Consider the following 14,121-nt stretch of genomic DNA (forward strand, 5'->3'; position numbering starts at 1 on the left):
TCGCCGATGCGACGTCCTACCCTGCATGCCGTCATCCTGCTTGCGGCGCTCGCATATCCGTCCGCTTCGGCACTGGCGCGCGATCTCTATGTCGCCCCCACGGGCACGGAAGCGACGGCCTCGGAAGATGGAAGTCGAGAGGCGCCCTTTTCGAGCCTGGCAGCCGCGCTTGACCACACCGCGAGCGGCAGGGAGGATCGCATCCTGCTGATGGATGGCGAGCATGGCGAGATGCGGGTCGTGCAACGGCATTTCGAGCCTCCGCTCGTGATTGAGGCCGAGCATGAGGGGCGGGCATATGTCTCGACGCTCTCGGTCGGCAAGGCCTCGGGACTGGTGGTGCGTGGCCTCGGCGTCTGGCCGACCGAGCCTGGCGATGGCAAGCGCAGCCTCGTCAACATCTCGGGCCGGGGGGTCCGGCTCGAGAGGCTCGATATCCGCGGCAGACCGGACGCGCCCGAGAGCTATCTCGACTGGACTGCCGCGGACTGGAAGCATGACTGGCGCGCCAAGGGCGTGACCCTGTGGGGGCAGGGAAACGCCATCGTGGACAGTCGCCTGACCGGCGTCTCGTTCGGGATCACCGCAAACGGACCCGACATGCTGGTGCAGGGCAACCATATCCTCGGGTTCAGCGGCGACGCGTTGCGAGGGCTTGGGGATGGCGGACGCTTCGTTGGCAACCGCGTCGAGAATTGCGTTCGCATCGATGCCAACCACATGGACGCCTTCCAGTCTTGGTCCTCGCGCAAGGAGAAGGGCAAGCCGGTCCGGGACCTGCTGATCGAAGCCAATACGGTGTTGGAATGGACCGGCCCTGCCTCACATCCCTATCGCTGCCGGCTGCAGGGGATCTCGCTTTTCGATGGGCCGTTCGAGAACGTCACCATCTCCAACAACCTCGTCACCTCCAGCGCCTATCATGGCATCGCGCTGTTCAAGGCCAGCAACAGCCGCATTCTCAACAACACGGTGGTGCGGCCCGACGGCAAGCCCGGCGGAGCACCTTGGGTGTCTCTCTCAGAGGGGACGGCAGACGGGGTGGAGGTCGCCAACAACGTGGGCATGGCCTTCCGCAACATCCCCAATGCCCTGCGCCGCAATGTCGTGGCGAAGGTCCCGGGCCAGGTGTTCACAGATCCGGCGCGGCAGGACTTCACCCCAAGGCCCGGCGGACCCCTGATCGGAACGGGTGACACCGCGCTGGCTCCGGCGCGCGACATCCTCGGCCAGCCGCGGACACCAGCGCGGGCCGACATCGGCGCCTTCCAAGGGTCGTGAGGCCCGGCCCGGATCGTAAAGGACGCGTTGGACCGGCGCGCGGTGCGGTCACCGCGGCTTGACGGCCCGACCCTAGGCTTCCCTCCCCGTGGACCGCCCCCGCATGCAGCGGGGACCGGGTCCGAGCCCGGAGAGTCCGATGTCCGATCCGTTCCAGTCCCATGCGCCCAGCCTGCAGAGCCCCGCGAGCCATCTGATGGCCATCACCCCCAACGACAGCACCGATCTCGCCCAGGTGCCGCGCGCGCTCAATGTCGCGGCCAGCGGCACGGTTCGGATGATCACCCAGGGCGGCGAGACCGCCGATGTCTATGTCGCGGCTGGCATCGTCTTTCCGCTGCGCCCGCGCCGGGTCATGGCCACCGGCACCACCGCCACCGGCATCCGCGGCCTGTGGTGACGCGATGGAGATCGGCCTTGCCCTCGGGATCGCCGCGCCGCTGACCCGCTTCGATGACGGCGGCCTGCCCGGCGGCGGCGGCGTCGAGCCGCCGCCCCCCGCCAGCCTTGCGGCGCGGCGGATGACTGATGCCGCCTGGTCCTGGCATCAGCAGCGCAGCGTGCTGCACGATCCCGCCCGCGGCCGGGTCTATGCCGGCCTCACCAGCCTGCAGGCCGCGACCGGCACCCCCGGCACCCAGTGGATCGGAGAGTTCGACGCCGCGACCGGCGCGGCGCTGGCGCGCCATGCGGTCGGCAGCGGCTATGTCGCCGACGACCACATCGCCCCCGCGCTCTGGATCCGCGACGGTCGGCTGATCTGCGCGCTGGCCGGGCACAACGACGCCGCGGAGGTGAAGCTGGCCTGGGCCGCGGGGACCGATCCGGCCGGGCTCGGGCCCTTCACCGTCAAGGACGGGCTGTCGGGCCTGACCACCTATGCGCAGTTCTTCGAGACCGGCGGCGCGCTGCATCTCGCGACCCGGGTCGGCGTTTCCGAATGGCGGGTCTGGCGCAACACGGCCGGCGGCGATCCGGCGGCCTGGGGCAGCAGCGCGAGCCTCGTCACCTCTGCCGGCCAGACCTACATGGCCGCGCGCGGCCTGTCGGACCGGCTGGCGATGGTCCTGTGGGATCACCCGACGCTGGCCGGCGCCAGCCGCGGGCTGATCCGCATCGCCGAACGGGCGGACCCGATGGCGGGGTCGGTGGCGCAGGAGACGGCGGCGGTGCTTTACACGCCGCCGGCGGGGGGCAGCTCGCGGGTGCTCTCGGTCGATGCCGGCGCGACGCAGATCCTTTACGCGACCTTCACCGTCGGCGCCGAACCCGCGGCCTATCGCCTGGCGCGGCTGAGCGGGACCGACCGCACCGATCCCGCGCACTGGACCCACGAGGATCTGGGCATCACCACGCAGCGGGCCTTCTGGGCCGACAGCGAATATGTGGCGGGGGGCGATCTCGCCCCGGCGACGGGGCAGGGCAGTGCGCTCTGGCTCGGCTGGTGCACGCCCGACATCTGGCATGACCGGCTGGAATACTGGAGCCGCCCCGACCCTGCCAGCGGCTGGACCAGGCAGGTGGTGGCCGAGGCCGACCGCCAGATGGTGCGCCCGCTGGCGGTGCCGGGTCCGGCAGGCCCGATGGCGCTGGTGCAGACCCTCTACGGCTATACCGACTATCGTGGCTGGGAGATCGACGCGCTCTGCCTGCCGCTGCCTGCGGCACAGGATTTTTATCCGAACCAGCGCTGGACGGGCGCGGCCGAGCGGCGCGACGATTTCGCGGCGCCCGACGGCACGGCGCTGGCGGGCCGGACGGCGGTGACGGGCGGGGCCTGGACGGTGCTGGCGGGAACGCCCGCGCTGACCGCGGCCCGGGCGCGGCGCGGCGGCACCGGGGTCGAGCTTGCACGGCTGGGCGCGGATCTCGGGGTCGACCAGCGGGTGGCGGGGCTCGTGCATTGCGCCTCGAGCTCCGGCAGCGCCTTCCTGCTGGGCCGGGTCGCGGCCTCGGGGCAGGATTTCGTGCAGTTCGGCCTGTCGGACAGCGGCGCCTCGGGGCGCGGGGTGTATCTGCACGAGATGGTGGCGGGCGCGGCCCAGCAGCGGGGCTTCTGGGCGGTCGCCAGCGTCGCCGCAAACGAGAAGCTGCGGCTGGTGCTGGAGATCGAGGGGACGGTGGCGCGGGGCTATGTCAACGACGTGCTGCGCATCACCGCGAGTCTGGGCACCGTCGCGGCGGCCGGCGGGGCCGGGATCCGCTTCACCGGCGGCGGCACGACGACGGGGTTCCACATCGACGAGTTCGGGGCCCGCAGCCTGCCGGCGCCGGGCTGAAGGGCCCGGCCCCGGGCGGGCCGGGTTCGAAGTCGAGGCCGGGCGACCGGGAACCGGGTGCCGAGGCGGTCGGCGCGCGGATCAGGCGGTGCGGCGGCGCATCCAGAGCAGGCCCAGCGCGCCGGCGAGCAGCGCGCCGCCGGCAGGAAGCGGCACCGGGGCGGGGCCGGTTTCCAGCGTGACATTGTCGATCCAGAAATGCCCGCAGGGGTAGTCGGTGCACTCCGCGCCTTCGGGGTAACTCGACGGAGACAATGCCGAGACGGTGAAGCTGTCGATCGCGGCGAAAAGCCCGCCGAAGGTCAGGGTATGCCACGTCAGCCCAAATTCGGCTGCGTCGGTGGACAGTGTGAGACTTGCGATCCTGCTCCCCCCGCGGAAGCCTTCGATGAGCACATTGTCGTAAGACAGCGGTGCCGGATCCGCCCACCATGCCTCGGTGTCGAAGAGATAGAAATTCTGCCTCTGACGGCTGAGATCGATCGAGACGAGGTCGAATACCGCCCCTCCGGCCTCGAACGTGAGCTTGGAGGCATAGCCGGTTCCCGCATCGTCGAGATGGGCGGCGTTCTCGATGCCATAGGATTCCGCCCCACCCGAGACGGTGACACCTGCCTCGATCCAATCCTCGGAGCCCGCGGCAACACCGCCAAGATCGGGCAGTCCGGTGAAGGTGAGCGTGGCCGCCGGGGCCGCGAGCGGTGCAAGCCCCAGCAGGGCCGCAAGAATCTGTGCCTTCATGGAAAGCCCCTATTCAGGAAATATTGACCATTCTGTGTCCTTGGACCCGCTAGGGGAAGTACAATATTCAGCCTTGGCGGGAATTGGCGCGCGTCGTGCCCTGAGGGAGACAGCCGGGCATTTGGCCTTGCCGCCGGGAGTGCCGCACCGCAGAGTGAGCGCAAACAGACCCGCGAACCGAGGCCGTTTCCTTGAAGATCCTGATCACGACCGTGACCCGCATGAGCAATCGCGGTGTCGACGCTCTTGTCGCCTCGAAGGCGGCCGAGTTGCGCAAGACTTTTCCCGGCGCCTCCGTCGAGGTGTTGACCACCGATCCCGAGGTCAACGAGCCTTTCCTGCAGCTGCGCGGCCTGCCCTGCCATTACGATCCCTACAGCGAGCGCCGTTATCGCTCCTTCATCCACCCCGGCTCGCGCCGCTGGACCCTGCGCAAGCTCACCGGCCGGCCGCGGACGCTGGGCGCGGTCTCGGGCCTTGCCCGCGGGTTCGACCTCGCGGTGGCCACCGGCGGCGACAACATGAGCTCGGACTACGGGACCCCCTCGATCTATCTGGCGGCGCTGCACCAGATCGCCGACGAGGGCGTGCCGATCGCGATGCTCGGCCAGTCGATCGGTCCCTTCCGCCACCCCGAGCATCGCGAGAGCTTCATTCGTCTCGCCAACCGCTGCGCGCTGATCACCGTGCGCGAGACGGCGAGCCTGGCCTATGTGCTCGACGATCTGAAACTCCCGAAGGAGAAGGTGCGGCTCACAGCCGACGTGGCCTTCCTGCTCGAGCCCTCGCCCTCCGACTGGGCCGGTCAGGCGATGGCCTCGTTCGGGATCGATCTTGCGCGGCCGGTGATCGCGCTCTCGGTCTCGGGCGGGATCGCGGGCTTCGCGGGCAGCGATGGCGGGCGCCATGTCGAGGCGTTGGAACGGATGACCCGGCGGCTGATGGCAGAGACCGGGGCACAGGTGCTGCTGATCCCGCATGTCGAGGATCACCGCGCCTCGAACAACGACCTGATCGCCTGCGATGCGCTGATGCGGGCGATGGGCTATCCGGTTGATCTGCGGCTGGCGCGCGGCTTCTTCACCTCGAACGACTACAAGGCGATCGTGGCGCGCTGCGACATGGTCATTGCCGAGCGGATGCATGTGGCCATCGCCGGGCTGTCCTCGGGCCTGCCGGTCTTCGTGATCGGCTATTCGGTGAAGGGGCATGGCATCATGTCGGACTGCTTCGGCGTGGACAGCCGGGCGGAGGGGCTGGTGACGCCGCTGCAGGACTTCATGGACGATCCCGCTGAGGACGAGAAGATCCTTTCGGTCTGGGCGCGGCGGGCAGAGCTGGGGGCCAGCTTGCGCGAGCGCCTGCCGGCGTTGAAGGCCCGGGCGGCGGAGAATTTCTCACTGCTCCCTGCGGTTGCAAAAAGGGCTTGATGGCGCCGTGCGCCAGCCTAGGATTTTCTGCAGTTGCAATGCTTGATGCCTCGGGAGGCTGGCGCTGACTCTGTCTGCGACAGTTTCGTTGGTCTGCCTCGTTAAGAATATGTTTACCGAGCGTGTCCAAGCCTAGCGCCATCCCGATCCAATGGGGAACTGCAGATGGGAATATCCCTTTCCCGCCGTTTGCTGCTGCGCGGAAACTTGGCGGTCATCTACGACGGGCTTAAAGATTACCTCTATGACTTCCGGAGATTCAGGACTTTCTCCGGGGCGGTGAACCCGCTGGTGTCGCGAAATGCCATCGCGGCGCGGATTACCAAGGAATATCACCGCATCGAAAAAGGACTTGCCCTGCCGGAGCCGAAACCCGGTTTTGCCCAGCCGGTGATCGACTGGCTCCTCGCCGAGGTGCCGGCCTATGAGCGGGGCGGACGGGACTATATCAGCGATGGCGCCCGGGCGGCGGTCGGGGATTGGGTCGGCTTCCATGACCGGATCGGCGCGGCGGTCCGGCCCGAGATCCGCAGCTTCGCCCAGGGCAGCGACAATTTCGAAGGCGGGGTGAAGACCCTGACCCGCGACGAGATCCTGGCGGCGGCGATGATCGACTTCGACCGGTTCGCGAAGATGCGCCATTCGATCCGCCAGTTCACCGGCGCCCCGGTGCCCGAGGCGGCTATCGCGCGGGCGGTGGAGACGGCGCTGAAGACCCCGCGGGTCTGCAACCGGGAATCGCGCCGGGTGCGGGTCGCCTTCGACCCGGCGGTGCGGGCGAAGATGCTGGGCTATCAGAACGGCAACCGCGGCTTCGGCCATCTGGCGGGGGCGGTGGCGATGATCACCGTCGATCTCGCGGCCTTCACCGATTTCGGCGAGCGCAATCAGGGCTGGATCGACGGCGGCATGTTCGCGATGTCGCTCGTCAATGCGCTGCATGCCCAGGGTCTGGGCACCTGCATGCTCAACAGCGCGACCATCGGCTGGCGCGACGCGAAGATGCGCGCGGCGCTCGGCGTGCCGGACAATGAGATCGTGATCACCTTCCTGGCCGTGGGCCAGATCCCCGACCGGGTGGCGGTCGCGGTCTCGCCCGCGCCGCGGGCGGGCGAGGTGCTGACGGTGATGGCCTGAGCCCCAGCCGGGTCCGCAGCCGGGTCCGGCTGTCGGGAAGGCCGGGATCCGGGCTCAGGCGCTGCTGGCGACACCCGGTGCCGGAGCGCGCCGCTTGCGGCGCAGCAGCGTGTCGCGCAGGTCGCGGGTCCGGGCCGGGGCCAGCAGGAACAGCAGCGGCACATAGAGCGCCGCCCCGAGCGGGATGCCGATCGCCAGTTCCGCCAGATCCGGCAGGGTCAGATGCTCCAGCAGCCCGAAGACCGCCCCGAACATCACCAGCGCGGCAAGCATCGGCCCCTGCAGCGCGCCGGCCAGCGCCCAGCCGCGCAGATCCATCTGCCGCATCGTATAGGTCGAGAGCGCCGGGATCGTCACGATCATCAGCACCGAGCGCGACAGCACCGCCGCCTCGATCCCCCAATGCGCCGCCACCCACATGCCGCCGGTGCTGATCCCGCCCGCGATCAGCCCCCACCAGAATTGGAACCGCGCATGGCCGAGCGAGGCCAGCACCGTCTGGTTGGTCTCCTGGATCGGGCTCAGCAGGATCTGGATCGCGACGAGCTGGATCAGCGGCGCCGTCGGCCCCCAGGTCGGGCCGAGCAGCAGGCCGGTCAGCGGATAGGTCACCGCGGCCACGCCGAGGCTGGCGGGCGCCATCACCGCCATGATCGCGAACTGCACGGTCAGATAGGCGGTGCCGACCCGCTGGCGGTCGCTCTGGACCGAGGACAGGATCGGGAACATCACCTTGCGCGCCATGCTCACGATGATCCGGAACGGCGAGGCCACCACCTGCTGGGCCATGGTGTAATGGCCCAGCACCGGGGCCGAGATCACGCCCGCCACGATCGGGCGCGACAGGTTCACGTTGAGGAAGTTCACGATCCCCGACAGCAGGACATAGCCGCCGTAGCTGGCGAGGCTCCGGTATTCGGTCCAGCTGAAGCGCAGCGAGGGGCGCCAGCGGGCCATCGCGGTCAGGATCAGCGTGCCGGCCAGGGCCTGGACCAGCTGCTGGGCGATCAGCCCGGCCATGCCATGGCCCGCCACGACCAGCGCCATCGCCGTCAGTGCCCCGGCCACGGCCGAACTGAAATCCGAGATCGCGAGCCGCGCGAAGTCGAAGCGCCGTTCGAGCAGGGTGAGCGAGACGCCCTGCAGGGCAGCGAGGGGGAAGATCGGCGCGATCCAGCGGACGAGCGGGGTCACCGCTTCGGCATCGAAGGCCGCGGCGATCTGCGGCGCCAGCACCACGACCAGCCCGGCGAGCACGAGCGCATTGGCGAGGCTGCCCCAGAAGACGGTGTTCTTCTGCAACTCGGTGATGGTCTCGCGCTGCACGAGCGCGATGCGCAGGCCCGCGTCGATGAAGAGCTGGGCGAAACCGGTGATGAACATCACCAGGGCAACGGTGCCGAATTCCGCCGGAGAGAGGTAGCGGGAGACCACCGCCAGGGTGACGATGCCGAGGCCGGACTTCAGCAGCCGCCCGGCCATGCTCCATTTCATGCCGCTGACGGCGCGATGGCGGAGGCCCTTGTCTGTCATGGCGATGATCCCGAGATGCGGATCAACTGACGCGCGGGCGCCAGCTGAAGCTGTAGTTGCGCGGCCGGATCAGGCTCAGCAGCGGCACGGCGATCAGCTTCAGCGCCGCCCGGCGCTGACCGTTGCGCATCATGATGCCGAAGCCGCCCTGGCGCAGCAGCAGGTCATAGCCCTCGCGGCCCCAGCCGCCGCGGAACAGCGCGTGGATCCAGAAGGCCAGAAGATCGGCCAGGGCTGCGTCCATCTCGGGACGGATCGGCCCGTAACGGCCGTCGCGGCGGCCGTCCATCAGGTAGAAGAGACCCTCCGACAGGGCCGACATGTTCAGCGTGAGCGAGTCGTCCCCTCCTGTGCGGCGGGCGACAAGGGCGGGATACTCCAGCGAGACATAACCGCCTGCGGAGGCAATGCGGTAGAACAGGTCCGTGTCTTCTGAGCCGCGCAGGCCCGGGACGAAACCGGTGCTGGCTGCGAAGGTCTCGCGGCGGATCGCGAAATAACCGGATCCGATCCTGATCACCCTGGGCTTAATCCGGGTCACTGCGAAGAAGTCGTCATGGCGCTTCTCGCTCACGGCTTCCTCGATCCAATCGGCGACCTCACCGATGCGGGCGAAGGGCCGGGCGTTTCCGAAGATCACCACAGCCTGCGGGTTGCGTTGGATCGCCTCGCGCAGCGCCCGACCCGACCAGGGCAGCCAGAGGTCGTCGCTGTCCAGAAAGGCTATCCACTCGCCCCGCGCCGCGGCGGCTCCGGTGTTGCGGGCCGCTCCGGGCCCGGCGTTCTTCTGCTGCACGAGCCGTATCTTTGCAGGGGCCCCTGCCGCCAAGATCGCTGCCTCGACGGCCTGCGGTGTCTTGCCATCGGTGGAGCCGTCATCGACGACGATGACCTCGACAAGCTCGTTCAACGACGGGGCGAGGCTTCTCAGGCAGTCGGTGATCAGGGCCGGGCGGTTGTAGACGGGGATGACGAGGCTGACGCTCGGCGCTTCCATGCGGGGTCCTTCGAATTCCGGTCGCGCGGCCGACGGCGCCTGTAGGCTGCCGACTGCGAGGATTGCGGGGGAAGGTAGAGGGGGGGGTGGGGGGCGTCAACTGACCGTGCCGCGGCGCGGCGATGTTTCTCGGGGAACGGAGTGTTGCTGGACCGGGGCGGGGGGGCGCACTACTCTTCACCGGCCAGACGCGGAGCCCCCGATGCCAGATCCCCAAGACCCTGTCGCCCCGTCCCATCGGCGGACCGGGCCGCCGCCGGAGCGGATCTCGGTCGTCATCGCCCATCTCAACCAGCCCGCGATGCTGGCCGCCTGCCTGCAGGCGGTGATGGCCGGCACCCGGCGGCCGGACGAGGTGATCGTGGTCGACAACGGCTCGGTCATGCCGCCCGTCGAGATCTGCGCGCGCCATCCGCAGGTGCGGCTGATCGCCGAGCCCACGCCCGGGCCCGGGCCCGCGCGCTCGACCGGGGCGCGGGCGGCGACGGGCACGATCCTGGCCTTCACCGATGCCGACTGCCTGCCCGATGCCGGATGGCTTGCCGCGGCCGAACGCGCGCTGGCCGAGCCCGGGGTCGAGATCCTGGGCGGGGACGTGCGCATCGCCTGTGCCGATCCCGCCCGCCCGACGATGATCGAAGCCTATGAGAGCATCTTCGGCTTCCGCAACCAGATGTACATCGAGAGGCAGAACTTCAGCGTGACCTGCAACCTGGTCACCCGGCCGGCGACCTGGGCCACGGTCGGCGATTTCGCCGGTCTCGACAAGGCCGAGGACAACGACTGGGGCGCACGCGCCACCGCGATGGGATACCGGATCCGCTTCCGCCCCGAGGCGCTGGTGCGCCATCCGGCACGTCCCGACATGGCGGCGCTGCGCCGCAAGTGGGACCGTCACACCGGCCATTTCTATCACGAGGCGCGGAGCCGGCGCTTCGGCCGGATCGGATGGGCGCTCAGGATGGTGGCGATGGCGCTGTCGCCGCTGGGGGAACTGCCCGGGATCCTGACCAGCGACCGCGTCCGAGGGCCGCGGGCGCGGGCCCTGGCCTTCGCAGGCCTGGTGCGGATCCGCCTCTATCGGGCCTGGCTGATGGCTTGGTTGCTGGCCGGCGGCGATCCTGCGACCCTGGCGGGGCGCTGGAACCGCGCCCCCGCCCGTGGCTGAGGTCTGTGGCTGACGCGGGCCGCAGCCGGGGGCCGGGCCGCAGCCGGCGTGGCTCCCTAAGGCGTGGCCTCGAGCTCTTTCGGCGGCTGTGCCCCGGCCTGCGGGGCGGGGGGCACAAGGTCCGGGGGAGCCCGGACCTCCGCTTCAGTAGTAGCCGTAGGAGTAGCCGTAGACGCTTTCGTCGTAGCGGCACTTGTTCAGCACGATCCCGAGCACGTTGGTGACCTCGGCCACCTGTTTCTCGACGGTATCGATCTGCTTGATCGGGGTTTTCTCGGCTTCGGCCACGATCAGTGCGGCATCGACCTGGCGCAGGAAGCCCAGTGTGTCGTCCGAGCCGAAGACCGGCGGTAGATCGACGAGCAGGAAGTTCGGTGCGAACTCGGCCTCGATGCGCGACAGCGTGTCTGCCGTCTGCTGGCTCTGCAGAAGCTCCGAGGTGCGGTGCGCGGTCTTGGCATTGAGCCCGAAGGCGAGGTTGCCGTTCAGGCAGCGGGCCTGCTGCGCGAAGGGCACCTGACCGCGCAGCACCTCTTCCATGCCGTTTTCGGGAAGCTCGGCGCCGATGGTCTGGGCCAGATGCGGGCGGCGCAGATCGAGATCGAGGGCGATGGTGCGCAGGTCGTCCTGCCGGCTCAGCGCGAAGGCGAGGTTGGCGGTGATCGTGCTCTTGCCGGCGCCGGCCTGGGCCGACACGACGGCGATGCGCTTCCAGCCCTGTGCGGGGGCGGTCTGCGTCAGCCGGGTGCGCAACATGTCGAAGGGCGCCGCCTGAGGCCCGCCTTCGGTCGCCGGCATGAACCTGCGCCGCGAGGGGGTCTTGGTGCGGACCAGCGGTTGCAGCGCGGCCCAGCCGCCGCTGCCGGGCAGGCGCGCCGTGGCGGCCCCCGCCGCGGCCATATTAGGGGCGGCGTCGGGAGCGGCGGCCTCGGCGGTGCTATTCCGTTGCAGACGGGCGCGGTGAATGGCGTCTTGAAGCCGTTCCATGGTGTCTCCTTGGAGGGGCGGCTCAGCCGCGGATGCCGAAACGGTCCATCAGCCTTGCGGCGATGAGGTCCAGCGGCTGGTAGAGGGAATGCACGGCGTAGATCGCGACCGGCACCGCGATGATCACCGCAAGCATCACCGCGATCCGCAGGCCCTGGCGGCGGACCATCTCGTTCGGGGACGGGATATAGGGGATCGTCACCAGCGGCGTGACGCCGAGTTTCCGGACGATGTCGCTGGGGCGGCGGGCGGTGGTGTTCAGAATTTCGAGCAGGACGATCAGCGCGAGGCCGGCGATGATCCCCCCGGCGCTTCCGGCGCCCGCGATCAGCACGCGGTTCGGTTTGCTCGGCGCGTTCGGGACCGAGGGCTGCTCGATCACGCTCACGCGCTGGCCGCGCGACAGCAGCTCGATCCGTTCGCCGGCACTGGCCGAGGCAAGACGCTGCGTCGCCTGGTTGTACTGGTTCTGGACGTTCGAATAGTCGCGCTGCAGCCCCTCGAGCGCGATGGCATTGGCCGAGGTGCGCTGCAGGCTCGAGGTCAGCTCCTCGATCTTCTGCTGCACGTCGGTGCGCTGCGTCTCGAGCGCGCCGAGGCGGCCGTCGATCTCGGCGAGCTGGACGTCCATCAGCGACTTCGGCCCGGTGTCGTTCCCGGTCTCCCCCGTGGAGGCTGTGGCGCGCTCCTGCATCTGCGCGATGCGGCGCTGCAGCAGCTGCACGCGCGGGTTGCTGGGCGAATAGACCAGCAACGCGTCGGAAAGCTGCTTTCGCAAGTTGTCGAGCTCGACCTGTTCCGGGGTGCGGTTCGCGGCCTCGTAGCCCTCGACGCGGCCGGTGCTTTCGAAGACCTCGACCATGCGCTTGCGCTGATCCTGCAGCAGGGTCATCTCGCGCTCGGCCTGGTTCAGGCGTTCCTGCAGCTGGACCTGCTGGTTGCGGCGGAAGTCGACGCTGTCGGGCAGGGCGTCGGCATGGGCCTGCTTGAAGGCCACGATCTTGGCACTCTGGTCATCCATCGCCTGCCCGAGGCGGGTGACCTCCTGCTGGAAGAACTCCTGGGTCTGCGTGGCGCGCCAGGTGCGGTTTTCCTGGTCCGCGGCCAGCAGCCGGTCGAGATAGGCATTGACCACCGCTGCGGCCGGCTGCCCCGAAGCGGCCTCGAAGGACAGGTTCATCATCGTGGCGTCGTTCCTGCCGCCGGCCAGCGCGATCGTGGTCTTGTCGCGCATCGCGGTGAGGATGTCGTCGGGGGACATCTTCTCCTGCTCGGGGAACGGCTTCACCTGATTGGCGATGTCGAGCAGATTGGCGCGGGTGAGAAGGTTGGACTGCAGGATCTGCAGGCGCTGGCGGGCGGGAACGTTCACCGTCGGAGCCGCCAGCTCGCCGGGGATCTGCGAGGATTCCACATAGAGACGCACGCTGCTGACGTAACTGGGCGGCAGGCTCAGCGCGAGGGTCACGCCCGCGGCGATCCCGAGCCCGGCAAGCAGCATGAACCAGTGCAGCCGACGCAGGAAGATCGACAGATAATAGCGGAAATCGATCACGGGCGCTCCTTATGTCCCTCTGCCTCGGGATGGGTCCCGGCGGCAAAGAATACCCCGTCCTCGAGAACGGCGGCAATTGTCTCTTCTGTGACCTGCGCCTGTTCGCTGACCCAGGCATAGGTCAGAGCGAGGTCGCAGAGCTGATTGACCAGACGGGGCACACCGCCGGTCAGCGAATGGATGCGCAGGGCGATCCCGGGGGAGATCTCGTCGCCGCGCCCGCCCGCGGTGCGCAGCCGGTGCGCGATGTACTCTGCGACGGTTTCGGGGTCCATGGCCGGCAGGTGGAAGCTCGCCGCGACCCGCTGCGCGAGCTGGCGCATCTCTGGTGCCCGGATGATATCGCGCAGCTCTGGCTGGCCCACCAGGATCAGCTGGATCAGCTCGTCCTTGTTGGTGTTGATGTTGGTGAGCATCCGCACTTCCTCGAGCCCCTCGACCGAGAGGTTCTGCGCCTCGTCCACGATCAGCAGGCAGCGCCGGCCGTTGGCATATTCGTCAATCAGGAAGTTCTGCAGCAGGCGGAAGTTCTGCACATAGGGGGTGTCGGGCGACGAGGGGATGTCGAAGGCGTGCAGAACCCACTGCAGCAGCTCGCCCCGCCCGCCTTGGGCGTTCGAGATCAGCCCCACGGTGATGTCAGTCTCGACCCGCGCCAGCAGAGCCTGCAGCAGCGTGGTCTTGCCGGCGCCGATCTCGCCGGTGATCAGCGTCACCGGTGCCCCGGTCATCAGACCGTATTCGAGCATGGCGAAGGCACGCTGGTGCGGCTTGGACCAGAACAGGAAGCCCGGGTCCGGCAAAAGGGTGAAGGGGCGTTCGGCAAGGCCGAAGAAGTCGCCATAGAATGGCTGGGCGTTCATGCAGGGCTCGTTTCGCGATGGGCCCGAAGGCCGGCGCAGGAGGTCGGATCGCTGATAGAGATAGAAGGGCCCTCGTTTCGGCAAAAGAAAATAGCGAGAAATTCGCCGCAGGCCCGTTCGGATGAGCCGTCACGGGGAACATACCGCGCA

Annotated in this window: 12 protein-coding genes; 6 read left to right on the forward strand and 6 right to left on the reverse strand. The window is 68.8% G+C overall.

From position 1 onward, the window contains the following. Window positions 1-6: 6 nt before the first annotated feature. The 3 genes from V8J36_RS18640 (at window position 7) to V8J36_RS18650 (ending at window position 3,560) form a co-directional block, all read left to right on the forward strand. Entirely contained in the window at window positions 7-1,281 is a 1,275-nt protein-coding gene (locus V8J36_RS18640) for a right-handed parallel beta-helix repeat-containing protein (protein ID WP_336468827.1), read from the forward strand. A gap of 139 nt (window positions 1,282-1,420) precedes the next feature. Further along, the gene (locus V8J36_RS18645) at window positions 1,421-1,681 is read left to right on the forward strand and encodes a spike base protein, RCAP_Rcc01079 family (protein WP_336468828.1); all 261 of its coding nucleotides are present in this window, start codon (window positions 1,421-1,423) and stop codon (window positions 1,679-1,681) included. Window positions 1,682-1,685: 4 nt separating this feature from the next. Continuing rightward, window positions 1,686-3,560, forward strand: coding sequence for a hypothetical protein (locus V8J36_RS18650; protein WP_336468829.1), 1,875 nt, complete (start codon window positions 1,686-1,688; stop codon window positions 3,558-3,560). 81 nt (window positions 3,561-3,641) lie between these two features. Here the strand turns inward: V8J36_RS18650 and V8J36_RS18655 are convergent, their stop codons facing one another. Further along, the gene (locus V8J36_RS18655) at window positions 3,642-4,301 is read right to left on the reverse strand and encodes a hypothetical protein (RefSeq protein WP_336468830.1); all 660 of its coding nucleotides are present in this window, start codon (window positions 4,299-4,301) and stop codon (window positions 3,642-3,644) included. Between the two features lie 191 nt (window positions 4,302-4,492). Between V8J36_RS18655 and V8J36_RS18660 the strand changes: the two genes are divergently transcribed. Continuing rightward, window positions 4,493-5,731, forward strand: coding sequence for a polysaccharide pyruvyl transferase family protein (locus V8J36_RS18660; RefSeq protein ID WP_336468831.1), 1,239 nt, complete (start codon window positions 4,493-4,495; stop codon window positions 5,729-5,731). A gap of 291 nt (window positions 5,732-6,022) precedes the next feature. After that, window positions 6,023-6,868, forward strand: coding sequence for a nitroreductase family protein (locus tag V8J36_RS18665; protein ID WP_336468832.1), 846 nt, complete (start codon window positions 6,023-6,025; stop codon window positions 6,866-6,868). Between the two features lie 54 nt (window positions 6,869-6,922). Here V8J36_RS18665 and V8J36_RS18670 read toward each other — a convergent pair whose 3' ends face one another. Next, window positions 6,923-8,401, reverse strand: a complete 1,479-nt coding sequence (locus tag V8J36_RS18670; RefSeq protein WP_336468833.1) for a lipopolysaccharide biosynthesis protein — start codon at window positions 8,399-8,401, stop codon at window positions 6,923-6,925. Between the two features lie 22 nt (window positions 8,402-8,423). Further along, window positions 8,424-9,398, reverse strand: coding sequence for a glycosyltransferase family 2 protein (locus V8J36_RS18675; RefSeq protein WP_336468834.1), 975 nt, complete (start codon window positions 9,396-9,398; stop codon window positions 8,424-8,426). Between the two features lie 202 nt (window positions 9,399-9,600). Between V8J36_RS18675 and V8J36_RS18680 the strand changes: the two genes are divergently transcribed. Next, entirely contained in the window at window positions 9,601-10,566 is a 966-nt protein-coding gene (locus V8J36_RS18680; protein WP_336468835.1) for a glycosyltransferase family 2 protein, read from the forward strand. A 144-nt stretch (window positions 10,567-10,710) separates the two neighbouring features. Here the strand turns inward: V8J36_RS18680 and V8J36_RS18685 are convergent, their stop codons facing one another. From V8J36_RS18685 to V8J36_RS18695, 3 genes are read right to left on the reverse strand one after another with little or no spacing between them, the layout of a single operon-like run. After that, a complete protein-coding gene (locus V8J36_RS18685) occupies window positions 10,711-11,553 on the reverse strand; it encodes a CpsD/CapB family tyrosine-protein kinase (RefSeq protein WP_336468836.1) in 843 nt (280 codons plus the stop codon). Between the two features lie 22 nt (window positions 11,554-11,575). Next, complete coding sequence (locus V8J36_RS18690) at window positions 11,576-13,108, reverse strand: GumC family protein (protein WP_336468837.1); 1,533 nt, start codon at window positions 13,106-13,108, stop codon at window positions 11,576-11,578. Continuing rightward, window positions 13,105-13,971 (reverse strand): ExeA family protein, encoded by an 867-nt coding sequence (locus V8J36_RS18695; RefSeq protein ID WP_336468838.1) that lies wholly within the window; start codon window positions 13,969-13,971, stop codon window positions 13,105-13,107. Before V8J36_RS18695 ends, V8J36_RS18690 begins: the two co-directional genes overlap by 4 nt. Window positions 13,972-14,121: the final 150 nt, after the last annotated feature.

It is taken from the genome of Frigidibacter sp. MR17.14 (assembly GCF_037095735.1).
In the GTDB taxonomy this organism is placed as follows: domain Bacteria; phylum Pseudomonadota; class Alphaproteobacteria; order Rhodobacterales; family Rhodobacteraceae; genus Frigidibacter.